Raw genomic sequence first — 26,798 nt, forward strand, 5'->3', positions numbered from 1 at the left:
TACATGTAATCAAAAATTGGATTGTACTTGGGACCAGATATCAGGTCTGTCAGTTGTGAGAACGGATATATTAAAGTAAGGAATACTATTTAAAAAATAATGATCTCCTCTAACGTCAATACGCATATCTTTAATATTCCATTGTGCCCATCTGTCTACGTTCCCTTTAGGTCCCATAGCCTCTTCAGAATAAATTCCTGGTCTTAATCCAGTTATTTTATACGTATATTCAAATAAGTTTCCATATAATTTACCTCCTCTACTAAAAGAGTTAATAGTACTTTCGCTCTCACTTTTAAAGTTGGTTTCAAAAGCCATAATTTTATTGCCGGCAGTACTATACCAAGTATCAATAAATTGAGCTTTAGACTGAATATCGCCACCAGGTTGTAAAACAGGAAAATATAGGATTTTGGAAAGCAAATTTTTGTCGAAATCGGCTGGCATACCATTTACAATATCTTCATAGGTATAGGTTACTTTGAATGCTACATATTTTAAGGCATTTTTAGTGTTCGCTACTTCAATACATTTTCTCAATATTAACATATAATCCTCTTTTTGCATTCTGTCTGCGTTTGTTGGATTCAGTAGCGGATCGTAATCGCACCTTGCTATGCACTCCTTGGTATACATCTGATTTCGGGATTTGGCAGATTTAATATCAATGGTTAATATTGTTTTGTTTGCAATCATTTCATCTAACAGATCAGAAAAAGTTATAAAATTATTATCACTTACGGTCCCATTGCGTTTTCTTAACTTTAATGTTTTCAATTCATTCAGGGTTTTATCATAAATATAATCTGTATCTGGTCCGGAATAGTTTGTAAGACGGGGCAAGTAATAGTCGTGACTTACAACTATTAAATTATCTTTCGTCCGTGTAATATCCGATTCTATAACTTTTGTGTACTTCAAGGCGGCTTTTATTGCTTCAGGAGTATTTTCAGGAGGGCCATTACCTAAGTCGTATCCCCAATACCCTCTGTGTGCAGCAAATACTAAATTAGATCCGTGCTCTAAATTTGGAGATTTAATTTTGCTCCAAATAGTACAAATAGGATCACCGGAATTATCTAAATTATAGCAAAAGTGATTTGAATCAAATTGTAGATTTCCTCCTGCCGAACCAATAACACCTATTCCCGGTACTTTGATCCTGGAGAAGGTTGCATTTGTGGTAAATACAAAAATATTTACTTTAATATTAGTCGATAAAAAATTATAAACGGATGTTTTTTGAGATTTATCATAACGAGATTTATCAATTGCCCATAAAGCCCTTTTGATATCGGCAGTCTCCCAGGTATCAGGGTAATTGGACAGCCAGGCGGCATCACTGGAAGTCATTGAATTCTTTGTTTGCGTAAATGAAGTCCCTGCAAAATTATTTGTGGTAGCAGTAGTAGACAGTTTATAAATTAAAGTACCTTTTTTAAAAGGCCTGCTTTCATCATACGTCCAAACTTCTATTTGAATGTTACCGTTACCCAATACCTCTCCAATTATTCCTCCCGATAAATCCGCATCCGGACTAAAAATATTTAGTAAACTTATTTCGGCTGTAGTGTTTAAAGCTACTTTTTCCTGTCCTAATACCGTAGTAATAGATAGAAAAAACAATAATTGACTCAAAAAAAACAAGCCTTTCTGGTTGATTTTTTTGAAGTAAAGATTTATACTCTTCATTGTTTCAGGTTTTTTAATGACGCTTGATCTCTAGATTTCGGATAGAATTTTTCAATCCCTGATAGTCCTCTTTAATCTTATCCAATTCCTTTTGTTGGTTTATTGTATAAAGCATAAGTTCTTCTATTTTCTCCAAAAGCCTTACATTCATCTCATGCAAATTGTAGCCATTTTCAGATATTGACTTTTGAGAAGGTATGTTAGGCAAATGTTTATTTACTGAAATAAATTCATCGATTTCTTTTAGTGTTTTTAATTTGTAAGTATCGTTAAAAACATAATCTGCCCATGTTGCTTTAGGACCAATTCCGTAATCTTCAGTCAATATGCCCTTATGAACAAATAAATCATAAGAACTTCTCTTTGAAGTATTAATTTCGCTTGGCTGTACACCACCAATATATACATTGTCACTAGTGTCCAAATACATGTTTGAACCTGTTCCATTTGTTCCAATAAATAGACCATGATTTGAACCGGTACCAATCCATCCGTCAGTCTTAGTCTTATTGTTAGCTAATTTAACCTGAATGCCATTATAATCACTAGCTATTGTACCATTTGCATGAACTTTGAATTGAGGAGAATCAATGCCTATTCCAATATTTTCGCCGGGAAAAAGAACAGTATCGTTACTATCACCAATGTATACCTTGTTTCCTAAATCTGATGAAATATTCAAACCATTTTCGTCTCCATAACTAATAAGTTGTGTTTTGTAATCATCCACCAGCACCTTAAAATTGTCATGTTGACCATTTGGGTTAGTACTGGCAACCGTTAAGTTTCCCTGAGAGTAAATATCTCCTTTTACCCATAAATTGGCCTTGTTATAAGCGCTCCAGGTTAATGACATTCCCATATACTCGGTAGATTGATCATTATCATGCCACCATCTAAAACCTTCTACACCTTTTAGACCACTACTAGGGCCATTGTTGTCTTTATCTACCAGTAAATCAAATATCGATGCGGCATAATAATACGGATATGTATCACTAGAATAAGGTAATGGAATAAAAGTTTGAGCAAAACCGGAACCTGTAAAAAATAAAAAGGTAAATAAATTAAAAAAATAATCTTTCCTTTTTAATTGATTTTGAAATTTAGTTGTTTTCATAAATACTTGATTTTTGTCATTAATAATAACTCGTTGAGTAAAATTGAATCCGTTGATTTTTAATATAATTTGTAGGTCTGTCAAATATATTTATTGAGTTAGTCTCTTAGTTGCTGTTAATTTTAAACCTGTAATTATTTGAATCTCCTAGTTCTTGACGTTGTATTTTTGTACCTGATTAAAAATCGACCCACAAAAAACAGAATTATGTTATTGTAAGTACATAACTCAAAAAACCATTTAAGTCAGCACTAGTAAACAAAAAATGAAATACGGCATAATCTACTCAGTGAAAACACTTAACACACTATTAAAGAGCAAAATCAATAGAAAAATTAAGTTCCTTATCATTTGGTAAATTTCATTTCATTTTACATAAATTTAACCCGATTTTACTTATACAAGGTGTGTTAATTAATAAGTGGTATATAATTAGTTATATGTGGTCAATTGATGTGACAAGTGTTTTTTTATAAAAACTTCATGAAGTTTTCCTTTATCTCGTCCTGAAAAAATTTTACCTGTTTTTACCCTTTTGTACAAGCCTATCCAAGGATAATACAACGTAATTTTTCCTCTCATTATGCTTTGTTTATTGAAATTGCTACATAATTAGTTCTAACTTCAAAAAACAAATCATCATAAAATACTTATAATTTCCCATGAAGAAAGTCTTCATTTTTTTAAAAGATAGAATATCTTAAATGCATATATTTGTTAACCATTAAAATGTCCCAAACTTTTAATAGATCAAAATTCACAACTCATGAAAAAAGTTTACCTACTTATTACTTTTATTTCAATTTCTGTCTTCTCGCAGAAAAAATTTGACAACATTAAATCCGAAAAGCTCGGAGAAGAACGAAGAATAACCATTGGACTTCCGGAATCTTACGAAGCCAATCCCGATAAAAAATATCCCGTTTTATACCTACTGGATGGTGATTATTTATTCGATCCTTTTTCCGGTGCCGTAAGTTATGGTACCTATTGGGGAGACTTACCTGAGATGATCATTATTGGTGTCCATCAAAACAAAAACGACGAACGCGAAGACGATACTACTATTGATCAAAATACCGGGCTGCCATTTGAAAAAGGAGCCAACTTTTTTGAATTTGTGGGTGCCGAATTGGTTCCTTATATTGAGAAAAAATACCGCACATCGCCTTTCAGGATTATCGCCGGTCATGACGTAACCGCCAGCTTCATCAATTTTTACCTTTACAAAGAGCAGCCTCTTTTTAATGCCTATATTGCTTTTAGTCCGGAACTGGCGAATAAAATGGAAATTAGAATACCTGAGAAACTTGCCAAAGTCACAGAACCTGTATTCTATTATCTTTCTGCAGCCGATGGTGACAATAAAAAACTCAAAGAACCAATCGAAAAATTAGACAGCAATATTAAAATCGCTAATAATCCATTAGTAAGTTACAAATACGATTTATTTAAAGGCACCACCCACTATACTCAGGTTTTACATGCAATACCTAGTGCCTTATATCAAATTTTCGATGTTTACAAGCCTATCAATTCTTCCGAATACAATAATAAAATTGCCGTTCTGGAAACCGGATATGCTGATTATTTAGAAAACAAATACAATACGATGTCTAAAGTTCTGGGGGTTCAGATTCCGGTAAGAATGAGTGATTTTAAAGTAATTGAAAATCTTATTCTAAAAAAGAATGCTTATGATGAATTAGGCAAGATGGCTGAAATTGGAAATGTAAATTATCCAAAAGCCATGTTGGGAGAATATGAATTAGGATTGATGTACGAAAAAATGGGAGATCCTAAAAGAGCTTCTAAAAAATACCAAAATGCTTCTCAAATGGAGCCCATTGGTGATTTGAATAAAGATTTGATGTACGAGAAAATGGACCAGATGAATGCATTAGCAAAAACCACCAAATAATGTCAAAAGTTAAAACTTCCTTTTTTTGCCAGAACTGCGGAACTCAATATGCCAAATGGCAAGGGCAATGCAATGCCTGCAAAGAATGGAATACTATTGCCGAAGAAATTATCCAGAAGCAGGAAAAGGTAGCCTGGAAAAGCGAACCTACTTCAAACGGTAAAGCGCCGCGTCCTTTAAAAATTAACGAAATTGATTCGGCACAGGAAATTCGAATGAATACTACTGATGGTGAATTAAACCGTGTTTTGGGAGGCGGAATTGTTCCCGGATCCTTAACGCTTTTAGGAGGTGAACCGGGTATTGGAAAAAGTACACTTTTGCTTCAGATTTCACTTAAACTACCTTACAAAACCTTATACGTTTCCGGCGAGGAAAGTCAGAAGCAAATCAAAATGCGCGCAGAGAGAATCACTCCTAACAGTGACAATTGCTACATTTTGACGGAAACCAAAACACAGAATATCTTCAAACAAATTGAAGCCATACAGCCTGAAATTGTAATTATCGATTCGATTCAGACTTTACATACCGATTATATTGAATCTACTGCAGGAAGTATTTCTCAAATCCGAGAAACCACTGCCGAACTCATCAAATTTGCCAAAGAAACTAATATTCCGGTTATCCTGATCGGACATATCACAAAAGACGGAAATATTGCAGGCCCTAAGATCCTCGAACACATGGTCGATACAGTCTTACAGTTTGAAGGCGATCGCAATCATGTGTACCGAATTTTACGTTCGTTAAAAAACCGTTTTGGTTCTACTGCAGAACTTGGAATTTACGAAATGCTGGGCAGTGGTTTACGCGAAGTATCTAACCCTTCTGAAATTCTGATCTCCCATAAAGACGAAGAATTATCAGGAACAGCAATTGCGACCACACTTGAAGGCATGCGTCCTTTGATGATCGAAATACAATCCTTAGTCAGTACCGCAGTTTACGGAACTCCGCAAAGAAGCACAACGGGCTATAATGCTAAAAGGCTAAACATGATTCTGGCGGTTCTCGAAAAAAGAGCCGGATTTCGTTTAGGGGCCAAAGATGTCTTTTTGAACGTTACAGGTGGAATTTCTGTTGACGATCCTGCGATTGATTTAGCTGTTGTTGCTGCAATTTTATCTTCCAACGAAGACATTCCGGTAACCAAAGGTTTCTGCTTTGCCGGAGAGGTTGGACTTTCAGGTGAAATTCGCCCGGTAAATCGTGTTGACCAACGTATTCAGGAAGCTGAAAAACTTGGATTCACCACTATCTTTGTATCCAAATACAATAAAATTGCTTTAAAGGATACTGGAATCAAAATTGAGCTTGTGGCTAAAATTGAAGATGTAGCAGGGATTTTATTTGGATAATTCGTTTTTTCGCCACGAATTACACCAATTAAACACGAACTTTTATTTAAATTTAGTACAAGTTCAAATTTGTTCGTGTTACTCTAATTCGAGAAATTAGCGGCTGAAAAACTGTTCATTTTGCGAATAAGTGCACTTTTTATGAAATTAACTTTATGAAATTCTCAAAACAAAAAATATACAAAGTACTCTTCATACTTGCATTAGTATTGGTAGTGTTTTTTTTAGGGTTTTACTTTTTTCGCGATTCACTTCTAAAACAAGCTATCGCCAAAGTAACCCACAAAATGAACACGGAATACAACAGTACATTTTCCGTAAAATCGGCTTCATTTGACGGTTTGTCCGGCATAAAATTAACCAACGTGATTTTGGTTCCTAAAAATGCCGACACGCTTTGCCATATTCAAAAAATAGAAACCAGTATCAGTCTTGCTAATTTATTGATTGGCGATGTACAAATTGGAACTTTAAAAATCAACAACGGTTACATTCAGTTGGTCAAAAAAGGAAATATTCGCAATTTTGATGCTTTCTTAAAAAAAGATAAATCAGATTCGGATAAAAATGAAAAACGCAAATATGCCACCTTTGCTTATCGCATCATTTCGAAACTATTAAATCTGGTTCCGACCGATATGAAGCTCGAGAATTTGACTTTCAGAATCGATGACAATGGCAAAAAAACGTCTGTAGCCATCAACAAACTGGTTCTAAATAACAAGCAGCTTGAAACCAATCTTCATGTTCAAAGCAAAGATTTTGATCAGCGCTGGAACATCAAAGGCTTTGCCGATCCGAGAAATAAAAAAGCCGATATTCGTTTTTTTAATCTGGATACCGGAGCCATTCGTGTTCCGTACTTAGACGAACGATACAACTTAAAAGCGAGCTTTGATTCGATTCGCCTGAATGTTCAGAATATTGAAAAAGACGGCAGTGAATTACACCTTGATGGTTATACTTCAATCACTAATTTAAAAATCAATCATCCAAAAATTGCAAGCAAAGATGTCATAATCAAAAATGCCCGTTTTGATTATCGTTTCTTACTTGGAGATAGTTTTATTTCGATTGACAGCACTTCAAGCATGCAGTTGAATAAAATCAAACTGCATCCTTATGTTTCTTATAACACGGAGAAAGATACTGTTTATACTTTAAAAGTAAACATTCCGAAAATGCAGGCACAAGATTTTATTGTTTCTCTGCCCGAAGGTTTGTTTACCCATTTTGAAGGAATGGAAGCTGCCGGAAATTTTGATTATAAGCTCGATTTTAAATTCAATAAAAACAAACCGAATGCTTTAGTTTTTGACAGTAAACTCAACAAAGAAGGTTTAAAAATTACGAAATACGGCGAAGCTGATCTTAACAAATTAAATGGCGAATTTGTTTACCGGGCTATTATTCAAAATGTACTACAGCGACCAATTTTAGTAGGGAATGCAAATCCAAACTACACGCCTTTAGATCAAATTTCACCTTATTTGCGAAAATGTGTTCTGACAACCGAAGATCCGTCGTTCTTTTCGCATCGTGGTTTTATCAATGAGGCTTTTAAACAATCTATCCTAAAAAACATCAGAACGAAAAAATTCTCACGCGGCGCGAGCACCATCAGCATGCAGTTGATTAAAAACGTTTTCCTCACCAGAGAAAAAACGCTTTCGCGCAAACTCGAAGAAATTTTACTGGTATATATTTTAGAGAACAATCGCGTTGTAAGCAAAGAAAGAATGCTGGAAGTTTATTTCAACATCATCGAATGGGGACCTAATGTGTACGGGATTGGAGAAGCAAGTCATTTTTACTTCCAGAAAAGCCCCGCTAATTTAAATGTTGATGAATGCCTGTACTTAGCGACAATTATTCCAAAACCCAGAAAATTCATGTATCAGTTTAATGATCAAGGTAATTTAAGGGATTATGCATTGAAAAATCAAAAATTCCTGAAGAATTTAATGTTCCGAAGAGGTTTGTTGGTTCCTGAAGATACTCTTGGACAATTACCCGTTTACATTTCGGGAAATGCGCGTTCCTTGATCAGAATTAAAGCTCCGGATTCTACAGCGGTGAAGAATGATTCTTTGGCTATTGCCGATGAGTTTGATTTGTAAAACACGGATTTCACGGATTGGCACTAATTTTAGGCTTAAAATCGCTTATCCTCTACATAAAAATTCCACAAACTAACACTAGTTCAATCCGTGTTAATTTGTGGAATTTGTGTTTGATTTAGTAGTACTAATTAAGGAGCAGGATCAGGAATTATGGCCTGAACAGCATTAATTTCGGCTATGATTTCTTCTGACAGTACTACATCAATGGTATCAATATTTTCCTTTAGCTGCTCCATAGTCGTGGCACCAATAATAGCACTTGTTAAAAATGGCTGCTGCAACACAAATCCCATTGCTAATTCAGTTAAGGTTAAACCATGTTTAATCGCGATTTCCTGATATAACTTTGTGGCCTGTGTACTTTGTGCACTGTTGTAACGTGTATATTGCGGAAAAAGATTGATTCTGGCATTTGGATGCGCTTCTCCGGTTAAAAATTTACCCGTCAAAACTCCAAAAGCCAAAGGAGAATAAGCCAACAAGCCCACATTTTCATACTTTGAAACTTCGGCAGAACCTACTTCAAAAAGACGATTCAGCAAACTGTACGGATTCTGAACTGTTTTAATCCTTGGAAGGTTCTGGTATTTGCTTTCTTCTAAAAAGCGCATCATTCCCCAGGCGTTTTCATTCGAAACTCCAATATGTTTTATTTTACCTTCTTTAATTAAGCCATCAAATGTTTCTAGTACTTCTCTGAAGTTATCTTCCCAAACATCATTGTGACCGTTAAAAGCGCGCTGTCCAAAACAATTGGTTTTTCGCTCCGGCCAATGCATCTGATACAAATCGATATAATCGGTTTGCAGACGTCTTAAACTGTTCTCTAAAGCATATTTGATGCTTGCTGGTGAGAAATCACCTTTTTCACGCATGTATGTGAACGCAGGATTCGGACCAGCAATTTTAGTAGCCAATACCACTTTGTCACGATTTCCCGATTTCTTGAACCAGGTTCCTATAATTTTCTCTGTACTTCCGTAAGTTTCTTCACGTGCTGGAACGGAATACATTTCGGCTGTATCAAAAAAATTAACGCCTCTCTCCAATGCGTAATCCATTTGCTGATGCCCTTCGGCTTCTGTATTCTGTTGCCCGAAAGTCATCGTTCCGAGATTGATTTTACTAACTTTTATGTCGGTATGGGGTAAAGTGGTGTATTTCATATTTTTTAAGTTGCTAAGTCCCTAAGGAGCTAAGGTTCTAAGTTTTTCTTTAAAATTCTAATAATTCAAAGATACGATGCTATTTCTCAAATAGAAATTTGACAAAAGTTAAAAAAATTACAAGATTTTTTCCAAAACTTCTGAAATATTAAATTGGGGGATTATAAGTTCTTACCTTTCTAACAAAAAAAGGTCCAAAGCAAAACTTTGAACCTTTTCCTAAAAACCTTAGAAGCTTAGCTCCTTAAAACCTTAGCACCTTAATTTATACTATTAAGCATTTCCGCAATCTCGTCTAATCTTGGTGTTAAAATGATCTCGATACGGCGGTTTTTTGCTTTTCCTTCCGGAGTAGCATTGCTTGCCAGCGGAGAAAATTCGCTACGACCCGCTGCCGTTAATTTTTGCTTATTGATTTTAGTATTTTCGCTTAAAATATTTACAATGGCGGTGGCTCTTTTGGTAGACAAATCCCAGTTGTTGGCAATCGGTCCTGAACCTGCGTACGGATCATCATCGGTATGCCCTTCAATTAGAACCGAAAGATCCGGATTATCACCCAAAACTTTTCCAAGTTCCACTACCGCTTTTCTACCTTCGGTACCAACGGCCCAGCTTCCTGAATTAAAAAGCAGTTTGTTTTCCATCGAAACATATACTTTTCCGTTTTTCTGTTCTACCGTCAGCCCTTTTCCTTCAAAACCGTTTAATGCTTTAGACAGCGTCTCTTTCAATTTACGCATTGCCTCTTCTTTTGCGGCTATCATCGCTTCGAGTTCGTTCAGACGATTTGCTGTTTTATCTAAACGAGCCTGTTCATCAGCCAATTTTTTAGATTTCGCTTCCAGTTGTGCCAAAAGTTCACGGTTTTTAGCCATATTACTTTCTAAAGCATCGTTGCTGTTTTTCTCTAACGCATTGTAAGAGTCCTGAAGTACTTTGTATTTTTTCTGTTGAGCAGCCAGATCTGCTTTTTGTTTTTCAAGATCCGCTTTAGTTGCATTTAAATCTTTTGTTAAAGCGTCACGATCCAGTTCTAACTGATTTTTTGATTTCTGTAAACTCTCGTTTTCATCAGCAATTGCACGGTTTTCTTTTTTCAGATCTGAATATTTGGTTTCAAGATCGTTGTAAATTTTCTTGGATACGCATGAGGTCATAGTCATTGCTACAACCAATAATCCGACAGAGGCCTTTTTAATCATTTTTTGTTTTATTTGGAGGGTATTAATAATCGTATAATGTCAAAACTCAATACCAATGACAGCGTCAATGTTTAAATTTAAACTGCAATTCATTCAACAATAACAATACCACTTTTACTCGATTTCGACTAAAACAGGACAATGGTCTGAATGAACGGCATCCGGAAGAATTACGGCTCTTTTTAACCTATGCTCCATAACATTACTCACCAGATTGTAATCGATACGCCAGCCTTTGTTGTTTCCTCGGGCTCCTGCACGGTAACTCCACCAGGAATAATGATGCGGTTCTTTATTAAAATGACGGAAACTGTCGATAAAACCTGATTTCATAAATCCGTCAAGCCAGGCACGTTCTGCTGGTAAAAATCCTGAAACCGTTTTATTTCGAACCGGATCGTGAATATCAATCGCTTCATGGCAAATGTTGTAATCCCCACAAATAATCAGATTCGGAATCGTCAATTTTAATTCGTTAATATAAGTTTGAAAATCGTCCATAAACATAAATTTATGATCCAGTCTTTCAATATTAGTTCCTGAAGGCAGGTACAAACTCATTACAGAGCAATCGTCAAAATCGGCACGAAGGTTACGCCCTTCAAAATCCATATGCTGAATTCCGGTTCCGTACACCACATTATTGGGTTTTGTTTTAGATAAGATAGCAACACCACTATATCCTTTTTTTGTTGCCGGATAATAATATTGATAGGGATAACCTGCTGCGGTAATCTCCTCAACCGGAATCTGTTCTTCAGTAGCTTTTATTTCCTGAAGACAAATCACATCTGGATTAGCTTGTTGTAGCCATTCAATAAAACCTTTGGTTATTGCAGCACGTATTCCATTTACATTATAAGAAATAATTTTCATCAGTGTTTTTTTTAGGATTTCAAATGTAATAAAAAAGTGGAAAGTTTGCATTTGAAACAGCGAAAAGTAGAGTTTTTTGTTATCTTTGTTCGCTGCTCTTAATAAATTAAAAATAGTACATGGGTTTAGTTACCGCGAAAGAAGTTGCAAAAGCGATAAATGTTGATAAGTACGGAGTTTTGGGTACTTTTTCGGGCTGGCTTCTTATGAAAGTCCTTAAAATATCTACTCTTAATAAAATTTACGATCATAATAAACATTTAGAGGATGTTGCATTTCTAAACGGGATTTTGGATGAGATGGAAATCAAATTTGAAATTCCCGAAGAAGATTTAAAACGTTTACCGAAAGATGGTGCTTATATTACCATTTCAAATCACCCTCTTGGGGGAATTGATGGTATTTTACTTTTAAAATTAATGCTTGAAAGAGAACCTAATTTTAAAATCATTGCCAACTTTTTACTACATAGAATTGTTCCGTTAAAAAAATACATCATGCCTGTCAATCCTTTTGAAAATCATAAGGATGCCAAATCAAGTGTGGTGGGTATTAAAGAAACTTTACGCCATTTAAGTGACGGGAAACCGTTGGGAATTTTCCCTGCAGGGGAAGTTTCGACATACAAGGATGGAAAATTAGTCGTGGATAAACCATGGGAAGAAGGCGCTTTGAAGTTAATCCGAAAAGCCAAAGTTCCGGTAATCCCTATTTACTTCCATGCCAAAAACAGTAAGTTGTTTTATTGGCTTTCTAAGATTGACGATACTTTACGTACAGCAAAATTACCTTCGGAGCTGCTTACGCAAAAAGACCGTGTGATTAAAGTTCGTATCGGAAAACCAATCTCGGTGAACGAACAAAATGAAATCGAATCATTTGAAGAATATTCAGAATTTTTAAGAAAGAAAACCTATATGCTGGCTAATCCTTTTGAGAAAGACAGCAAATTATTAGACACCGCAAGCCTAAAGATTCCGAAAGCACCTAAAAAAATTGCAACTCCGGCAAATGAGTCAAAAATGATTGACGAGGTTTGTGCGTTAAGAAACAGTGACTGCAGGCTGCTGCAGAGTAAAAACTACGAAGTATTTTTTGCGCGTGCAAAATCAATTCCGAATATCTTACACGAAATTGGTCGTTTACGTGAAATTACTTTCCGTGAAGTGGGCGAAGGAACCAACGAATCTATTGACTTAGACGAATACGACCAGTATTATCACCATATGTTTTTGTGGGATGATGACACCAAAAAAATAGCTGGTGCTTATCGCATGGGATTAGGTTCTGAAATCTATCCAAAACATGGTATTGAAGGTTTTTATCTGACTGATCTTTTCAGGTTCGAACCGGAATTGCATGATATGATGCACAAATCAATTGAAATGGGGCGTGCTTTTATCATCAAAGAATACCAGCAAAAACCAATGCCTTTGTTCTTGTTGTGGAAAGGAATTATTCACACCACTTTACGTTATCCGGAACATAAATATTTGCTTGGTGGTGTAAGTATCAGCAATCAGTTTTCTGACTTCTCTAAATCGTTAATGATTGAGTTCATGAAGTCTAACTATTATGATCCGTATATCGCACAGTATATTCACCCGAAGAAAGCTTATAAAGTAAAACTTAAAGACGCTGATAAAGATTTTATCTTTGACGAAGCCGAGTCTGACTTGAACAAGTTTGACAAGATTATCGATGAACTGGAACCAGGAAATTTACGTTTACCTGTTTTAATCAAGAAGTACATCAAGCAAAATGCCCGCGTAGTCGCTTTTAACGTCGATCCTTTGTTCAATAATGCCGTAGACGGTTTAATGTATATCAGAATAGCAGATATTCCTGAAAGCACGATGAAACCAGTTATTGAAGAATTTCAAATAGAATTAGAACGCAAATTATCGGAGAAAGAAGATTAATTGCATCATCATACAAACAAAAAATCCCATCGTAAAATGGGATTTTTTTATGCTTTAAAACGACTTAAAACCAGCCTTTTTGACCAACCTGATAGGTTTGATAAAATTCTTCGTCTGATCTGGTGAGATAAATTATTCCTTCGATCACACCTATTATACCGCCTATTCCGAAAATAAATCCGAGAATAAGCTGAATAACCCCTTCTTTATTGTATCCTAAATAAAACTTATGAATACCCAGCGCACCTAATAAAATTGCCAGGATTCCTGCAACTACTTTTTTATTCTCCTCCCGATGAACCGGAGGATTATTCCAATGTTCTGTTTTACTGTTTTCCATTTTTATAGTGTTTTTTTAGTTATTCTAAATTCAACTTTAAGCGGATGATATTCTTAGACTTAAAACCAAATGGACTGATGTAAAATATCATCAAAAGAGCTTTCTCTGATAAAAAGAACCAAGCGTATCAAATGATAAAAGGCTAAAAAATAAGCCATATTGTAGGCTAATTTTCTATTGTACAGAAGTCCTGTAAAATATTCTTTTTTAGTAATAATTTCAGTAGTCAGTATAATGATGGTAAGCCAGCAAAATACAATTACAAACGGCCCCAGAATATGGTAACTAAGCGACTTGTAGATATCGCCTTCATAAAAATAAACTAATGATTTAGTAATCCCGCAACCCGGACAAGGGAAACCGGTTACCATTTTAAAAGGACAAAACGACTGATCTGTCTCCAGATGGTCGTTATGGTTGTCGAGCATTAAAAAAAACGGAATTATCAGTGTAATTGCTGCACCGATAATTCCGTAAATTTTACGTTTTATTCTACTATTATTTGTATAATCTGTTGATATCACCTTGTACAATCATTGCTGCTGCCATAGGAAAAAAGAACCCTAAAACAATTAATAAAGTTGACTGGTCTTTTTGAAGCTCTCCAGTTCTTTGATATACTTTTGGCAACGCTTCTTTACCAGCTAAATAATAAAAATAAATATTTACCGGCATACAGCATCCTGCAAAGATTGCAACTGGCTGAGAGATAACCTCTTTTCCTGCTACGGCATTAAAAACCTCAGATACTTTAATATTCCAATAAATCAAGTACAATCCGCAAGTTAAAAAACTAAAAAGCAACACCATTATTGGATCTACTTTGAATACCGGAATTTGGTCATTAAAATTATTTGACGTTTCTTTAAAATCGTTTTCCATTTTTTACTAGTTAAAATTAATTGGTTATGTCCTACTCTTGGGATTTTCGGTTACTCCTTATTTAGAAACAATATTATTAAAAAATAATCTTAAAAACTAATTATAACCCAAAAACTCTACAGAAAAAACTCGTTATTTAATTGTAAAAAGGAAGCTGAATTTCAATCTCACCCTACAAGACTATCTATTAAAGACCACTTTTATCTTATCGGCTATCACCTGAGCCAGTCGTTTATGACTTTCGAATGTCCAGCCGGCAATATGAGGCGTCAGTAAAACATTTTTAGACTCCATTAAATATCGCAAGGCTTCCGGCGTACTTTCTTCCTGAAATAAGGTTTCGAAAGATAATTTCTCATACTCCAAAACATCCAGACCCGCGCCTAGAATCTTTTTAGTTTTCATCGCCTCTACTAAATCTGCTGTGACAATGTTTTTACCGCGTGAGGTATTTATAATCCAAAAGGGGTTTGAAAAAGCATTTATAAAACTTTGATCCACCATTTTATCCGTCTCAGGAGTCCACGGGAGATGAAGACTCAACACATCGCTTTTTTGCTGTAGCTCAGCTAATGACACCTGTCTCGCATTTTGATCTCCTACATTATCCAGAATATCGTAACACAACACTTCCGTTTCAAAGCCGCGAAGTTTTTTCGCAAATGCTTTTCCCATATTTCCGTAACCAATGATCCCCACTGTTTTACCATCCAATTCATGACCGCGGTTACTTTCCCGATTCCAATGTCCTGATTTCACTTCGGCATCTGCCTGATTGAGATTATTAAACAAGGACAAAATCACTCCCAGCGAATGTTCTGCAACTGCATTTCGATTTCCTTCCGGCGCGGCAATTAAATGAATTCCTTTTGTTTCGGCATACTCGCAGTCAATACTTTCCAGGCCAGCCCCTACACGAGCAATAAATTTTAAGTTAGTTGCCTGATCTAAAAAGGTCTTGTCAATTTTAAAACGGCTTCGGATCACAATTCCGTTGTAGTTTGCAATTTTCGCTTCAATTTCTTCTTTTGAAGATTTAAAATCTGCATGGTTTTCAAAACCTGCATCTTCCAATTGTTGCCATAAAACCGGATGATTGCTATCAATATGAAGAATTTTTATACTCATTGTACTCTATTTTATAAAACAAAAATACAGCTTATTCTTTATTTAAATTTCCCGTTTCAACTATTAGCTTCCGGAGTTCACAGAGATGTAAAGAAAAAAGGTCTTAAAAAAATGGACTGTAATAGCTTCCCGGTTTCCTGGCAAGAACATTATCCCCTGAAGTTAAAACAGTTACAAATTAAAGTTCTCTATATCTTAACATTAACGAATTATTTAATTTCATATATTTATGCATAGATTTTTACTTCGGAGGACAACTCGCCCCATTTTGCTACATCACATATTGAATTTTAAATTAAAGATTTTATTTTAATCAATTAAACAACAGTAATTATGGCAACAAAAGATTTAACCATTATTTTGGTTCACGGTGCTTGGGGAGATGGTTCACATTGGCAACATGTAATTCCGGGACTAGTAAAAGAAGGGTATAAAGTGCGAAGCGTTCAAAACCCTTTGACTTCTTTACAAGATGACATCAATAAAACTCAGGATCTAATTGATGCTCAGGAAGGAAAAGTGCTTCTGGTAGGACATTCTTATGGAGGAGCAGTAATTTCGGGTGCCGGACATCATGATAAAGTGGTAGGCTTAGTTTACATTGCAGCATTTGCTCCTGATGCAGGAGATAGCCTGGGAGCTCTTTTAGGTCGTAGACCAGGATCGGGCGGAGCCAGTATTTATCCTGACCCAAAAGGTTTTCTATGGATTAAATATGACGAGTTTCATGACGCATTTGCTCAGGATTTAGACCATAAAGAAACACTGGTCTTATCACTGGCCCAAAAACCGATACACGGACAATGTTTTGGAGACATCGCAGGTGAACCGGCATGGAAAAACAAACCAAGCTGGTATCAAATTTCCAACTTCGACAATATGATTCCACCGGAAACAGAAAAAGAAATGGCGGAGCGAATAAACCCCAAAAAAATCATTCGTCTCGATGCAGGACATGCCTCCCTCGCATCACACCCCAAAGAAGTGACAGCCTTAATTTTAGAAGCAGCTGCTACATTCTAAAAAACACTCCGAACCGCTAACTATTAGCGGTTTTTTTTATTTAATACCGCAACCGCATCCCGCAACGCGATACACCTGAATTTTTTATTCGTTCATTTTTTTTTAACTTTGAAAATATATGCCTCCAAAAAATCCCTTCTAAATTCACTGAACTTTTATAAAAATGAAATTAACAAAAACTTTTAAAGCCTTCTTCAACAATGAAAAATCAGGAGGACTACTCCTGCTTTTTGTCACCATCATATCGCTTTATCTTGCCAATTCATCTTATCAAACGGAATATATTGCTTTCTGGGAAAAAGACCTCAACGGACATTCAATTACACACTGGATTAATGATGGTTTAATGGCTATTTTCTTTTTGTTAATTGGCTTAGAATTAGAAAGAGAGATTTATCATGGTGAATTGTCCAATATTAAAAACGCATCTTTACCCATCATGGCTGCCTTAGGAGGCATGCTAGTGCCTGCCGGTATTTTTCTGATTTTAAATTTTGGAACAGCAACTCAAAACGGAGCAGGAATCCCAATGGCAACCGATATCGCTTTCGCCATTGGAATTTTATCTCTTTTAGGAAAAAAAGTTCCTTCGTCGCTAAAAGTTTTTTTAACTGCCTTAGCTGTTATAGATGATTTGGGAGCCATAATCGTTATCGCTATATTTTATACAACCTCAATCGCATTTATAAATCTTGCAATTGCGTTGGGAATCTGGGTTTTCTTGTTTGTTTTGAATCGTTTGAAAGTTCACAACCTTATCCCGTATCTTATCGGAGGTGTTGTAATGTGGTATTTCATGCTAAACTCAGGTGTTCATGCTACCATCACGGGAGTTATTCTGGCTTTTGTAATTCCATTTGGAAGTGGCGATGAAAATTCTGTTTCTTATAAATTGCAGCATTTTCTACACAAACCGGTTGCTTTTTTTATTCTGCCTTTGTTTGCTGTTGCGAATACCTGTATCGCTATTCAGTCGGACTGGCATGAAGGTTTGAATCACCCTAATACATTTGGAATTATCCTGGGGCTCGTAGTAGGGAAACCTTTAGGAATTTTACTTTTCTCGGCTATTGGTGTAAGTCTTGGATTGTGCAGCTTGCCTAAAAACTTAAAATGGGCTCATATACTAGGTGCCGGAATGCTGGGCGGAATTGGTTTTACCATGTCCATCTTCATCACTATTCTGGCTTTTAAGGATCCTGAAATTATTGTTTTCTCGAAGATCGCTATTCTGATTGCCTCTGTGCTTTCAGGTCTTTTTGGATTATTCTATCTAAAGTTTACTTTGTCGAAGAAAAAGAAGGCCTAGTTTTTCATAAAACAATTAATTCTACAAAACTCTAAAAAACACAAAATCCAAATTCCAATGTATCAACACCTGGAATTTGGATTTTTAAAATAATATCGTTTATAACTATCCTTTGATTTGCTTCAAAGAGGTCTTAATTCCTTTGATTAGTGATGAGCTGAAACCATTATGCTCCATTTCATTCAAACCTACAATTGTACAACCCTGAGGCGTCGTTACACGGTCGATTAATTGTTCGGGATGTACTTGTTCCTCCAGTAACATTTTTGCCGCTCCTTTGACTGTTTGAGCAGCGATAGCCAAAGCGGTATTAGAATCAAATCCAATTTCGATTCCGGCCTGCATAGAAGCGCGAATATATCTTAAGGCATAGGCTGTTCCGCATGCGCCAAGAACGGTTGCCGCATCCATTAATTTTTCGTCAATTACCGGAGCAGTCCCCAAATCCTGAAACAAATCAACAATTGGTAATGCTTTTTCTCTGTCTTGTTCAGGAAAAGAAATACAGGTTGCCGATTCACCAAACTGCGCAGCAATATTGGGCATAATTCTAACTACTGCAAATTCATTATTGGTTTTAGACTGAAGCATGTCCAGAGACAATCCACTTACAGCCGAGGCAATTGTTTTTCCTTTAATAACAGGCAAAATCTCTGCTAAAACAGTGTCTACCTGATAGGGTTTTATGGTTAAAATAACCACATCAGCTTCCTGAATAGTATGTTTATTATCTGATGAAACCGTAATTCCATACTCTGATAAATACTGAATACTGGCGGTGTTTCTTCTTGTAACGGTAACCTGATTATTTTTAGAGAATTTAGCAATTCCCAAGGCAATAGAAACCCCGAGGTTTCCGCCTCCTATAATGTGTACTTTCATTGCTTTTATTTGGCTGGTTAATAGCGAATTATTGGGTTACAAATTACGCCGATTTTAGAGATCAATAATCACTCTTATCTATTAATTTGTTGCAAAAACTTAGAATCCAAGAATAAGTTTGGCTACTCCGAAGTAGAGCATAATACCAAATACGTCATTGGTTGTGGTGATAAAAGGTCCTGTTGCAATAGCGGGATCGATTTTATTTTTATGTAAAAACAACGGCACTAAAGTTCCCAGAGTCGCTGCAAACAAAATTACTACAATCATCGAAATTGAAATGGCCATTCCTACCAGGTATTGTTGGTACATAATGGAATGATATCCCAGTAAAAGTAATGAAATAATAGTTCCCGAAATCATCGAAACGGTTATCTCCTTGCTAAAATATCCTCTGCTGAATTCTTTTAATGTTCCGTTTGCCAAACCCTGCACAACGATTGCCGAAGCCTGAACTCCAATGTTACCTGCTGTCGCAGAAAGCAACGGCACAAAAATAATCAGAGTTGAATATTTCTGAAAAGTGGCTTCGTTACCCTTTAGTACAAATGATGCCACAATTTCGATTACCATTCCAATTAAAAGCCATGGCAAACGTGCCTTGGTCAATTCCAGAACACTATCGTTAGATTCAACGTCTTGTGTAATACCCGCTGCCAACTGATAATCTTTATCGGCTTCGTCCTTAATTACGTCTACGATATCATCGATAGTAATTCTTCCTGCCAAACGGCCTAACTCGTCTACCACCGGAATTGCTTCTAAGTCATACTTCTGCATGATACGGGCAACTTCAACATCTTCGGTATCAACATTTACAAAATTTAACTTTCTGATGTAAATATCTCCGATCTGTGTTTTGGTAGAAGTGGTCAATAAATCTTTAAGAGACAGCCTGCCCTTCAAACGATTCTCATCGTCAACGACATAAATTGAATGTACTCTGGAAACATTCTCGGCCTGAATACGCATTTCTTTGACACAGGTAAGAACATTCCAGTTTTCATTAACTTTCACCAGCTCTTTTCCCATCAAACCTCCGGCAGTATTCTCGTCGTAACGCAGTAATTCGACAATGTCTTTAGCGTGCTCAACGTCGTTTAACTCAGAGATTACCTCTGCTTTAATGTCCTGCGAAAGTTCGGCGATAATATCGGCCGCATCATTGGTTTCCAGCTCATCAAGCTCTTCTGCAATCTCTTTAGGCGACAGACGGCTTAAGATGTTTTCACGAAGATCATCTTCTAGTTCCAGAAGAATCTCGGCCGTTTTATCACTATCTAAAACCTTAAAAATATAGGTAGCATCGTCGAAATCCAGCTCGTCCAGAATTTCGGCTATATCAGCATGGTGCAAATCATTAAGTAAAATTTCAAGTTCCTTGTCATTTTTCTTAACAATGTGCTCTTCTAATTGTTGGATTAAGTCTTTGCTAACTTTGAACTCCATCGGCTTCTATTTTTTGAGTCAGTTCAATAAATTCTTCTACGCTAAGCTGTTCAGGACGTTTATCAAAGATAGTGTCTTCTCGCAACTTATCAGTTAAATTTAATGTTTTCAAACTGTTACGTAATGTTTTTCGTCTTTGCTGAAAAGCCGTTTTCACTACTGTGAAAAACAATTTTTCTCCACAAGGAAGACTATAATCTTCCTTTCGGGTCATTCTCATCACACCCGACTTCACCTTGGGCGGAGGAATAAAGACGTTTTCATCTACTGTAAACAGGTACTCTGTAGTATAGAAAGCCTGGGCCAGAACGGATAAGATTCCGTAAGCCTTTGATCCTTTTTTCTCGCAGATTCGTTCTGCAACTTCTTTTTGAAACATCCCCGAAAATTCCGGAATCTGATGTTTAAATTCTAAAGTTCTAAAAACAATCTGTGTTGAAATATTATAAGGGAAGTTTCCGATAATAGCAAATTGCTTGTTCTCGTAAACCTCATTAATATTGTACTTCAGGAAATCCTGAGAAATAATGTTATCTTTTAATTTTGGATAATTTTCACCTAAATACGCCACCGATTCTGTGTCGATCTCGATCACGTGTGTATTAATTGGTTTGTCAAGCAAATACTTAGTCAACACACCCATCCCCGGCCCTATCTCTAAAACCTCATCATATCCGTTCAGGCTTAAGGTATCTGCAATTGCTTTGGCGATACTTTCATCCTTTAAAAAGTGTTGTCCTAAATGTTTTTTAGCTTTTACTTTTTCCATTCTCTTTTCTAGATTCTTAGATTGTCAGACTCCCTAGATTGTTAGATTATTAAAATATCGAATACTCTAACAATCAAATCATCTACTTCTTATTTATTTCACGAAGTTGCTGAATATCGAGTAAATCTTTAGCTCTGTTCGCTTTAATCTTACTTGTAATCAGGTCTTCCAGTGATAAAACATTCCATTTTAAAAATGTTTTATCATTAACCGTTGTTTCTTCACTATCCCTATAAGCCTCATCAAAAGTTTTATTTACCGAAAATCTGGTAATTAACTCCAAATCTAAGTCTGTAGGCGAAAATTTAACGGATATATTCTGTTCTTGTCTTTTCACATTATCAGGAAAATCATCAATTTCATACCCCATATCGTTAAAAACAAGAATCAGTCTTTTAAAATTCTCTGCTGTTGTCTCGATCCAAAAATCAACATCTGCTGAATGTCGCTGATAACCATGAAAATTAACCGCTCCTCCACCTACCATAAGCATACGAACCTGATGTTTATTGGCTAAAGTGATAAATTCATCAATGTTTTGATTCCACAATTTTGACATCCTATTTTGGTTTAATCACAATGAGAAAATTATCTTTATTCTTATCCTCTTTATTCTTAATCGGAAACCTGCTTACCTGTTCCATCAAACGAAAAAAAGCGTAAACTCTTTCGGTTTTAGACAACTTCAGGAAATCTTCCTGTTGCTGTTTGTTGCTTTCTTCTTTTGTTTGAAACCGAATCTCCATCTTTTCTTAGATTGTTAGACTGTTAGATCGTTAGATTGTTGGATTATTCGAAAAATCTAATAATCCAACAATCTCTTTTAATGTTCCGAAATCACTTCCAGCTCTGTTCTGAAAGAAAGCATTTTATCAGCGAATAATTCCAACGCTTCTCTATGAAATGCCGGTTCGTCTTCGATATAATAACGTTCTAACGTTTCTTTGCTGTCTGTAACATATTGAACAGAATAGGTAATTCCACCCATTTCTTCCTCAATCATCACTCTGACAATTCTTGCCGAAGAAAACTTTTGTGTGGCCAGAATTTCCGGTATATGTTTCTCTTGCATCCACTTTAACCATCGCTCCTGAACGCTCTCGTGTATATTGGTAGTAACGTTGTAAATAATCATTTTTTCTTTCTAGATTGTTAGACTTCTTAGACTTCTTAGAATGTTAGATTAATGCTTATTAAACTTAGATGCTGAGATATTTTGAGATCTAAACAATCTAAGTGATCTAAAATCTAAGAAGTCTAATGAGCTAAATTATAAATTCTTGTCTCCTCTTAACTCCCGGTATTTTTTTCTGGCATCAACAAAGTAAATACTGTCCTGATGATTAAAAATTACCTTCTCATATAAAGGCTTTGCCTTTTCTGCATTATGCAATTCGTCGTTGTAAATTTCTGCAGAGAAAAACAAGGCTTCGTCGATATAAATTCCGTCACCATGATAGTCAATAATCTGCTGGTACTGCGCCAAAGCTGAGGTGTAATCCTTCAGGCTTTCGTAAATTTTACCTAAACGCAACATTGTAACAGCTTCAATTTCCTGCCCTTTAAACGTTTTCAATATCCCTTGAAACTGAGCTATTGCTTCCTGCTTTTTATTCTGATACATCAAAAAATCACCTTTGGCAAACTGCTTCAAAGCGGTTTGTGTTGAATCGGCAACTGTATTGTCGTTGATCAGTAAAAAATACTCGAGTGCATCATTGGCAATTAATTGCGTATTTGCCGCCTTCAATTCTTTAAACTGTTTCAAAGCCCACTCGAAATCACCTTTGTAATAACTTGTTTTGGCGGCTTTCAAACTCGCTTCATGCGCCATTACATCATTCTTCAAATCCAATTGAATTTGCGAATAATAAATAAGTGCCTGATTGAACTTCTCTTCTAAAAGCAGAATGTCTGCCAGTTCCATTTTCGCATCTGCCTGCTGATAGGCATTCAGATTTAATTCCAGCGCTTTTTTAATAATATCCTTACCTTCTTCTGTCTTTTTGAGACTAAATGCCAGGAAATGTGCCTGAATTATTTGCAAAGATAAGGTAAAAGGAGTTATTTCATAGGTTATGAGCAATTGTTGTAGTTCGGAATTGATTAATGGATACTCTTTTTCCTGCGCTTTATCGATTTTTATCTGCATCAAAGACGAATTTGTCTGAATGAGTAAATCACGATCTTTAGTCGTCTGAAGAATAAAATTAAAAATTTCCTCTGCTGTGTCAGTGTCATCTTCATTTAACGCAAATTGTCCCAGATTAACAATGCTTGAGAGTGATTCCGGGTCGCGTTTGTAAATTGCTTTTTCCTGAATAAAGGCTTTACCGAATTCTTTCTGCTGTACATAAAACCAACTCAGATAATGATTCCAAAACACATCCTGATCTTTTTGTGTTCTCAGAATCAAAGCTTTTCGCATCGCATCTTTAAAAGCGGTATTATCCGTTTCACCGTTCATGAAACGAGACAGCTGTGTCTGTATTAAATTTGCGTTCTGTGGATTTTTGTACGATTCTGTCAGCAGAAGATCAATCATCTGGTCCGTCTGCCCTAACTGTCCGTACAACATTCCGATTTGAAAATTGAAATTATAATTCGGCTGAATTGACATGGCGGTCTGATAGGCTCGTAATGCATACTCAAGCAATACTTTTTTCTCAAAAGAATTACCAACTCCGTAAACATCATTCGGATTGGTTTTAATCTTTTCGATCGCCTGTTCGTAGTAACTTTTGGCTTTCGCATCGTTTTTCTGCAGTTGGAAATTATACCCTAACTCTACTAAAAAAACGCCTTGTTTGTATTTGTTGTAACGATCCTGAATTACTTTCTGTGCAGTGTCAAACTGCTGCAACTGCTGATAACAGTCAATTGTTCTTAAAAAATATTGTGTATTGGACGGCGAACTGTTTAAAAGTTCTTCGTAACTGATTTTAGCTTTTTCAAAATCACCTTTATCGTAATAATACTGCGCAAGCTGTTCATTCTGTGAAAATGCAAAAGCAGACCAGAATAAGACGATATAGATGATGCTGTTTTTCATATTTTAGCTTTTTTTTCAGTGTTCAGTGACAGTTTATAGTCACAGTTCTCGATCTCCGTTTGCAGTCGCAGTTTACATTATTCAACGTAGACCGAGACTGAGAACCGCGAATGAAAACTAAATAAGAACATTCTTCTTAGACTTCCAGACAATCAGTCCCAGACCTATCAAAATAAAAGGAATACTCAATATTTGCCCCATGTTAATAAGCATACTATTTTCGAAAGCTTCCTGATTTTCTTTGAAAAACTCAATTATAAATCGCGCCAGAAACAGTAACATCAGGAAATAGCCAAAGATCAAACCATCCGTTTTTCGTATCTTCTCTGATTTGTACATCATCAATAAAATCACAAAAATCAACAGGTAGGCAAAGGCTTCATACAGCTGTGTCGGGTGTCTTGGAATCAAATCATCTCTCTGAAAAACCACACCCCAGTTTCCATTGGTAGGTTTTCCGTAAATCTCAGAATTCATAAAATTTCCAAATCTGATAAAAGCTCCCGTTACCGGAACTCCAATTGCCATTTTATCTAAAAGCCACAGGAATTTTACTTTATACTTTCGGCAATATAAAACCATAGCGATTAGAACTCCTATTGAACCTCCATGACTAGCGAGCCCTTGGTATCCAACAAATTTATAAACTCCCGCAACTTTTTGTATGGGCAACAGAATCTCTATAGGATGCTGTAAAAAATAGGACGGTTCGTAAAAAAAACAATGTCCCAATCTCGCACCCAAAATGGTCCCGACGATCACATAAACCAATAAACTATCAAGATTATCGAGCGAAAGATTTTCTTTTTTGTAAATATTACGCACTATAGCGTAGCCCAGCAGTAATCCGCAGGCAAAAAAAGCGCCATAATATTTTAATGGAAAACTATCTGTAATCCAAAAAATAACGGGATCTGCGTCCCAATTTAAAATCCCTCCCATCTTCCTCTTTTTTTAGTATTCAGTCTCGGTTTACAGTATTCAGTCGCAGTCTCAATATTCAGTGCAATTCACTGGAAACTGAGGCTGCGACTGTAAACCTTATTTCAATCTTAATTTATAATATCAAATCCACAGTATGGACGTAATACTTCCGGTACTACGATTCCTTCCGGAGTTTGGTAATTTTCTAAAATTCCGGCCAAAACTCTTGGCAATGCCAATGAACTTCCGTTTAGGGTATGTGCCAATTGATTTTTTCCGTCTTTGTCTTTGAAACGCAATTTCAAACGGTTGGCCTGAAAAGTCTCAAAGTTAGAAACTGAGCTGATTTCTAACCAACGATCCTGTGCCGTTGAAAACACTTCAAAATCATAAGTCAAAGAAGATGTGAAGCCCATATCACCCCCACACAAACGTAAAACACGGTATGGTAATTTTAATTCTTTCAAAATGTCTTTTACGTGTTCGACCATTCCGTCTAATGCTTCATAAGACTTATCCGGGTGCTCCACACGTACAATTTCTACTTTGTCGAACTGGTGCAAACGATTCAATCCACGCACGTGAGCTCCGTAAGAACCTGCCTCACGACGGAAACATGGCGTATAAGCGGTATGCAAAACCGGCAAATCGCTCTCGTTTAAAATTACATCACGAAACAAGTTCGTAACCGGAACCTCAGCGGTTGGAATCAAATACAAATCATCAACAGTTGAATGATACATTTGCCCTTCTTTGTCCGGTAATTGTCCTGTTCCATAACCTGAAGCTTCGTTTACCAAATGCGGTACCTGAACTTCGTTGTATCCGGCAGCAGTATTTTTGTCTAAAAAGTAATTGATCAAAGCACGCTGTAAACGGGCTCCTTTTCCTTTATAAACCGGGAATCCTGCTCCAGTAATTTTTACACCCAATTCAAAATCGATGATATCATACTTTTTCACCAACTCCCAGTGTGGTTGTGCTCCTTCGTGCAGAACCGGAATATCACCTTCCTGAAAAACGTTCAGATTGTCATCTGGTGTTTTTCCTTCCGGAACAATATCAGCAGGAAGATTGGGTAAAGTGTATAATTTATTGGTTAATTCGGCGGCTAAAGCTTCTGCTTTTTCACCCAATTCTTTGCTTTTTTCTTTTAAGGAAACTGTTTTTTCTTTCAAGATTGCAGCTTTCGATTTCTCGCCAGCTTTCATCAATTCCCCTATATCTTTGGACAATTTATTAGATTCGGATAAAGTGTTGTCTAATTCTACTTGTGTTGCGCGACGGTTTTCGTCTAATTGCACCACTTCTTCCACAACGCTTTTAGCATCGATATTTCGTTTTGCTAAAGCCTTGATTACTTTCTCCTGATTCTCTCTAATAAATGCGATTTGTAACATAGCTTGTTTTTTATAACTATTGTATTTTTTTTATAATGGAAGCAAATTTAAGGAAATGTTTCCTAAGATCATGACAAAGTTGGTTCTAAAGTTATTTCGAGGCTGTACCACAGAGATTCGCAGAGAAAACACAGAGATACGCAGAGATTACTCTTCACTCTTTACTCTTCACTCTTTACTCTTCACTCTTTACTCTTCACTCTTCACTCTTCACTCTTCACTCTTCACTCTTCACTCTTCACTCTTCACTCTTC

At 36.1% G+C, this 26,798-nt stretch carries 24 protein-coding genes; 6 read left to right on the top strand and 18 right to left on the bottom strand.

Going from position 1 to position 26,798, the window contains the following annotated elements; genetic code table 11:
* Nucleotides 1-9 precede the first annotated feature (9 nt).
* Both JO950_RS11375 and JO950_RS11380 read right to left on the bottom strand, forming a co-directional pair.
* The gene (locus JO950_RS11375) at nucleotides 10-1,692 is read right to left on the bottom strand and encodes a glycerophosphodiester phosphodiesterase family protein (protein WP_202702751.1); all 1,683 of its coding nucleotides are present in this window, start codon (nucleotides 1,690-1,692) and stop codon (nucleotides 10-12) included.
* Nucleotides 1,693-1,705: 13 nt separating this feature from the next.
* On the bottom strand, nucleotides 1,706-2,812 hold the full coding sequence (locus JO950_RS11380; RefSeq protein WP_202702752.1) for a hypothetical protein: 1,107 nt from the start codon (nucleotides 2,810-2,812) through the stop codon (nucleotides 1,706-1,708).
* Nucleotides 2,813-3,578: 766 nt separating this feature from the next.
* On the opposite strand from JO950_RS11380, the gene JO950_RS11385 reads away from it, so the two are divergent.
* The 3 genes from JO950_RS11385 (at nucleotide 3,579) to JO950_RS11395 (ending at nucleotide 8,214) form a co-directional block, all read left to right on the top strand.
* Nucleotides 3,579-4,733 (top strand): alpha/beta hydrolase, encoded by a 1,155-nt coding sequence (locus JO950_RS11385; protein ID WP_202702753.1) that lies wholly within the window; start codon nucleotides 3,579-3,581, stop codon nucleotides 4,731-4,733.
* Nucleotides 4,733-6,094, top strand: a complete 1,362-nt coding sequence (radA, locus tag JO950_RS11390) for a DNA repair protein RadA (protein WP_202702754.1) — start codon at nucleotides 4,733-4,735, stop codon at nucleotides 6,092-6,094. The genes JO950_RS11385 and radA overlap by 1 nt, the downstream gene beginning before the upstream one ends.
* 155 nt (nucleotides 6,095-6,249) lie before the next feature.
* Nucleotides 6,250-8,214: a transglycosylase domain-containing protein gene (locus JO950_RS11395; protein WP_202702755.1), complete on the top strand. Its 1,965-nt coding sequence runs from the start codon at nucleotides 6,250-6,252 to the stop codon at nucleotides 8,212-8,214.
* A gap of 131 nt (nucleotides 8,215-8,345) precedes the next feature.
* Here JO950_RS11395 and JO950_RS11400 read toward each other — a convergent pair whose 3' ends face one another.
* The 3 genes from JO950_RS11400 to JO950_RS11410 all read right to left on the bottom strand — a co-directional run bounded on the left by JO950_RS11400 (nucleotide 8,346) and on the right by JO950_RS11410 (nucleotide 11,464).
* Entirely contained in the window at nucleotides 8,346-9,383 is a 1,038-nt protein-coding gene (locus JO950_RS11400; RefSeq protein WP_202702756.1) for an NADP(H)-dependent aldo-keto reductase, read from the bottom strand.
* A 260-nt stretch (nucleotides 9,384-9,643) separates the two neighbouring features.
* Nucleotides 9,644-10,588: an OmpA family protein gene (locus tag JO950_RS11405; protein ID WP_202702757.1), complete on the bottom strand. Its 945-nt coding sequence runs from the start codon at nucleotides 10,586-10,588 to the stop codon at nucleotides 9,644-9,646.
* A 114-nt stretch (nucleotides 10,589-10,702) separates the two neighbouring features.
* Complete coding sequence (locus JO950_RS11410) at nucleotides 10,703-11,464, bottom strand: exodeoxyribonuclease III (protein WP_202702758.1); 762 nt, start codon at nucleotides 11,462-11,464, stop codon at nucleotides 10,703-10,705.
* Between the two features lie 119 nt (nucleotides 11,465-11,583).
* Here JO950_RS11410 and JO950_RS11415 point away from each other — a divergent pair, with 119 nt between their 5' ends.
* Nucleotides 11,584-13,386: a lysophospholipid acyltransferase family protein gene (locus JO950_RS11415; protein ID WP_070906348.1), complete on the top strand. Its 1,803-nt coding sequence runs from the start codon at nucleotides 11,584-11,586 to the stop codon at nucleotides 13,384-13,386.
* 64 nt (nucleotides 13,387-13,450) lie between these two features.
* On the opposite strand, the gene JO950_RS11420 is transcribed toward JO950_RS11415, so the two are convergent.
* The 4 genes from JO950_RS11420 to JO950_RS11435 all read right to left on the bottom strand — a co-directional run bounded on the left by JO950_RS11420 (nucleotide 13,451) and on the right by JO950_RS11435 (nucleotide 15,736).
* Nucleotides 13,451-13,726: a TM2 domain-containing protein gene (locus tag JO950_RS11420; RefSeq protein ID WP_017495912.1), complete on the bottom strand. Its 276-nt coding sequence runs from the start codon at nucleotides 13,724-13,726 to the stop codon at nucleotides 13,451-13,453.
* A 59-nt stretch (nucleotides 13,727-13,785) separates the two neighbouring features.
* Nucleotides 13,786-14,250, bottom strand: coding sequence for a DUF2752 domain-containing protein (locus JO950_RS11425; RefSeq protein ID WP_202702759.1), 465 nt, complete (start codon nucleotides 14,248-14,250; stop codon nucleotides 13,786-13,788).
* The gene (locus tag JO950_RS11430; RefSeq protein WP_017495910.1) at nucleotides 14,225-14,608 is read right to left on the bottom strand and encodes a DUF4234 domain-containing protein; all 384 of its coding nucleotides are present in this window, start codon (nucleotides 14,606-14,608) and stop codon (nucleotides 14,225-14,227) included. Before JO950_RS11430 ends, JO950_RS11425 begins: the two co-directional genes overlap by 26 nt.
* 180 nt (nucleotides 14,609-14,788) lie before the next feature.
* Nucleotides 14,789-15,736: a 2-hydroxyacid dehydrogenase gene (locus JO950_RS11435; RefSeq protein WP_202702760.1), complete on the bottom strand. Its 948-nt coding sequence runs from the start codon at nucleotides 15,734-15,736 to the stop codon at nucleotides 14,789-14,791.
* A 333-nt stretch (nucleotides 15,737-16,069) separates the two neighbouring features.
* On the opposite strand from JO950_RS11435, the gene JO950_RS11440 reads away from it, so the two are divergent.
* On the top strand, nucleotides 16,070-16,759 hold the full coding sequence (locus JO950_RS11440) for an alpha/beta hydrolase (protein WP_017495908.1): 690 nt from the start codon (nucleotides 16,070-16,072) through the stop codon (nucleotides 16,757-16,759).
* A 163-nt stretch (nucleotides 16,760-16,922) separates the two neighbouring features.
* Complete coding sequence (gene nhaA, locus JO950_RS11445; protein ID WP_202702761.1) at nucleotides 16,923-18,068, top strand: Na+/H+ antiporter NhaA; 1,146 nt, start codon at nucleotides 16,923-16,925, stop codon at nucleotides 18,066-18,068.
* Nucleotides 18,069-18,173: 105 nt separating this feature from the next.
* Here the strand turns inward: nhaA and proC are convergent, their stop codons facing one another.
* The 9 genes from proC to serS form a co-directional block, all read right to left on the bottom strand.
* On the bottom strand, nucleotides 18,174-18,950 hold the full coding sequence (gene proC, locus JO950_RS11450; RefSeq protein WP_202702762.1) for a pyrroline-5-carboxylate reductase: 777 nt from the start codon (nucleotides 18,948-18,950) through the stop codon (nucleotides 18,174-18,176).
* Between the two features lie 99 nt (nucleotides 18,951-19,049).
* Nucleotides 19,050-20,399, bottom strand: coding sequence for a magnesium transporter (mgtE, locus tag JO950_RS11455; RefSeq protein ID WP_017495905.1), 1,350 nt, complete (start codon nucleotides 20,397-20,399; stop codon nucleotides 19,050-19,052).
* Nucleotides 20,383-21,168, bottom strand: a complete 786-nt coding sequence (rsmA, locus tag JO950_RS11460; protein WP_017495904.1) for a 16S rRNA (adenine(1518)-N(6)/adenine(1519)-N(6))-dimethyltransferase RsmA — start codon at nucleotides 21,166-21,168, stop codon at nucleotides 20,383-20,385. The genes mgtE and rsmA overlap by 17 nt, the downstream gene beginning before the upstream one ends.
* An 82-nt stretch (nucleotides 21,169-21,250) precedes the next feature.
* Nucleotides 21,251-21,727 carry a nucleotidyl transferase AbiEii/AbiGii toxin family protein gene (locus tag JO950_RS11465; RefSeq protein WP_202702763.1) on the bottom strand — a complete coding sequence of 159 codons (477 nt, stop codon included), beginning with the start codon at nucleotides 21,725-21,727 and terminating at the stop codon, nucleotides 21,251-21,253.
* 1 nt (nucleotide 21,728) lies between these two features.
* Nucleotides 21,729-21,914 carry a hypothetical protein gene (locus JO950_RS11470; protein ID WP_017495903.1) on the bottom strand — a complete coding sequence of 62 codons (186 nt, stop codon included), beginning with the start codon at nucleotides 21,912-21,914 and terminating at the stop codon, nucleotides 21,729-21,731.
* A 77-nt stretch (nucleotides 21,915-21,991) separates the two neighbouring features.
* The gene (locus tag JO950_RS11475) at nucleotides 21,992-22,303 is read right to left on the bottom strand and encodes a DUF4286 family protein (RefSeq protein WP_202702764.1); all 312 of its coding nucleotides are present in this window, start codon (nucleotides 22,301-22,303) and stop codon (nucleotides 21,992-21,994) included.
* A 135-nt stretch (nucleotides 22,304-22,438) separates the two neighbouring features.
* Complete coding sequence (locus tag JO950_RS11480; RefSeq protein WP_202702765.1) at nucleotides 22,439-24,220, bottom strand: tetratricopeptide repeat protein; 1,782 nt, start codon at nucleotides 24,218-24,220, stop codon at nucleotides 22,439-22,441.
* A 117-nt stretch (nucleotides 24,221-24,337) separates the two neighbouring features.
* Nucleotides 24,338-25,162, bottom strand: coding sequence for a prolipoprotein diacylglyceryl transferase (gene lgt, locus JO950_RS11485; protein WP_202702766.1), 825 nt, complete (start codon nucleotides 25,160-25,162; stop codon nucleotides 24,338-24,340).
* A gap of 110 nt (nucleotides 25,163-25,272) precedes the next feature.
* Nucleotides 25,273-26,544, bottom strand: a complete 1,272-nt coding sequence (gene serS / locus JO950_RS11490) for a serine--tRNA ligase (protein ID WP_202702767.1) — start codon at nucleotides 26,542-26,544, stop codon at nucleotides 25,273-25,275.
* Nucleotides 26,545-26,798: the final 254 nt, after the last annotated feature.

Source organism: Flavobacterium sp. UGB4466 (assembly GCF_903469665.1).
Taxonomy (GTDB): Bacteria; Bacteroidota; Bacteroidia; order Flavobacteriales; family Flavobacteriaceae; genus Flavobacterium; species Flavobacterium lipolyticum.

Coding starts and splice junctions, on each gene's coding strand:
- JO950_RS11375 (WP_202702751.1), bottom strand. CDS start 1,692: ATGAAGAGTATAAATCTTTACTTCAAAAAAATCAACCAGAAAGGCTTG.
- JO950_RS11380 (WP_202702752.1), bottom strand. CDS start 2,812: ATGAAAACAACTAAATTTCAAAATCAATTAAAAAGGAAAGATTATTTT.
- JO950_RS11385 (WP_202702753.1), top strand. CDS start 3,579: ATGAAAAAAGTTTACCTACTTATTACTTTTATTTCAATTTCTGTCTTC.
- radA (WP_202702754.1), top strand. CDS start 4,733: ATGTCAAAAGTTAAAACTTCCTTTTTTTGCCAGAACTGCGGAACTCAA.
- JO950_RS11395 (WP_202702755.1), top strand. CDS start 6,250: ATGAAATTCTCAAAACAAAAAATATACAAAGTACTCTTCATACTTGCA.
- JO950_RS11400 (WP_202702756.1), bottom strand. CDS start 9,383: ATGAAATACACCACTTTACCCCATACCGACATAAAAGTTAGTAAAATC.
- JO950_RS11405 (WP_202702757.1), bottom strand. CDS start 10,588: ATGATTAAAAAGGCCTCTGTCGGATTATTGGTTGTAGCAATGACTATG.
- JO950_RS11410 (WP_202702758.1), bottom strand. CDS start 11,464: ATGAAAATTATTTCTTATAATGTAAATGGAATACGTGCTGCAATAACC.
- JO950_RS11415 (WP_070906348.1), top strand. CDS start 11,584: ATGGGTTTAGTTACCGCGAAAGAAGTTGCAAAAGCGATAAATGTTGAT.
- JO950_RS11420 (WP_017495912.1), bottom strand. CDS start 13,726: ATGGAAAACAGTAAAACAGAACATTGGAATAATCCTCCGGTTCATCGG.
- JO950_RS11430 (WP_017495910.1), bottom strand. CDS start 14,608: ATGGAAAACGATTTTAAAGAAACGTCAAATAATTTTAATGACCAAATT.
- JO950_RS11435 (WP_202702760.1), bottom strand. CDS start 15,736: ATGAGTATAAAAATTCTTCATATTGATAGCAATCATCCGGTTTTATGG.
- JO950_RS11440 (WP_017495908.1), top strand. CDS start 16,070: ATGGCAACAAAAGATTTAACCATTATTTTGGTTCACGGTGCTTGGGGA.
- nhaA (WP_202702761.1), top strand. CDS start 16,923: ATGAAATTAACAAAAACTTTTAAAGCCTTCTTCAACAATGAAAAATCA.
- proC (WP_202702762.1), bottom strand. CDS start 18,950: ATGAAAGTACACATTATAGGAGGCGGAAACCTCGGGGTTTCTATTGCC.
- mgtE (WP_017495905.1), bottom strand. CDS start 20,399: ATGGAGTTCAAAGTTAGCAAAGACTTAATCCAACAATTAGAAGAGCAC.
- rsmA (WP_017495904.1), bottom strand. CDS start 21,168: ATGGAAAAAGTAAAAGCTAAAAAACATTTAGGACAACACTTTTTAAAG.
- JO950_RS11465 (WP_202702763.1), bottom strand. CDS start 21,727: ATGTCAAAATTGTGGAATCAAAACATTGATGAATTTATCACTTTAGCC.
- JO950_RS11470 (WP_017495903.1), bottom strand. CDS start 21,914: ATGGAGATTCGGTTTCAAACAAAAGAAGAAAGCAACAAACAGCAACAG.
- JO950_RS11475 (WP_202702764.1), bottom strand. CDS start 22,303: ATGATTATTTACAACGTTACTACCAATATACACGAGAGCGTTCAGGAG.
- JO950_RS11480 (WP_202702765.1), bottom strand. CDS start 24,220: ATGAAAAACAGCATCATCTATATCGTCTTATTCTGGTCTGCTTTTGCA.
- lgt (WP_202702766.1), bottom strand. CDS start 25,162: ATGGGAGGGATTTTAAATTGGGACGCAGATCCCGTTATTTTTTGGATT.
- serS (WP_202702767.1), bottom strand. CDS start 26,544: ATGTTACAAATCGCATTTATTAGAGAGAATCAGGAGAAAGTAATCAAG.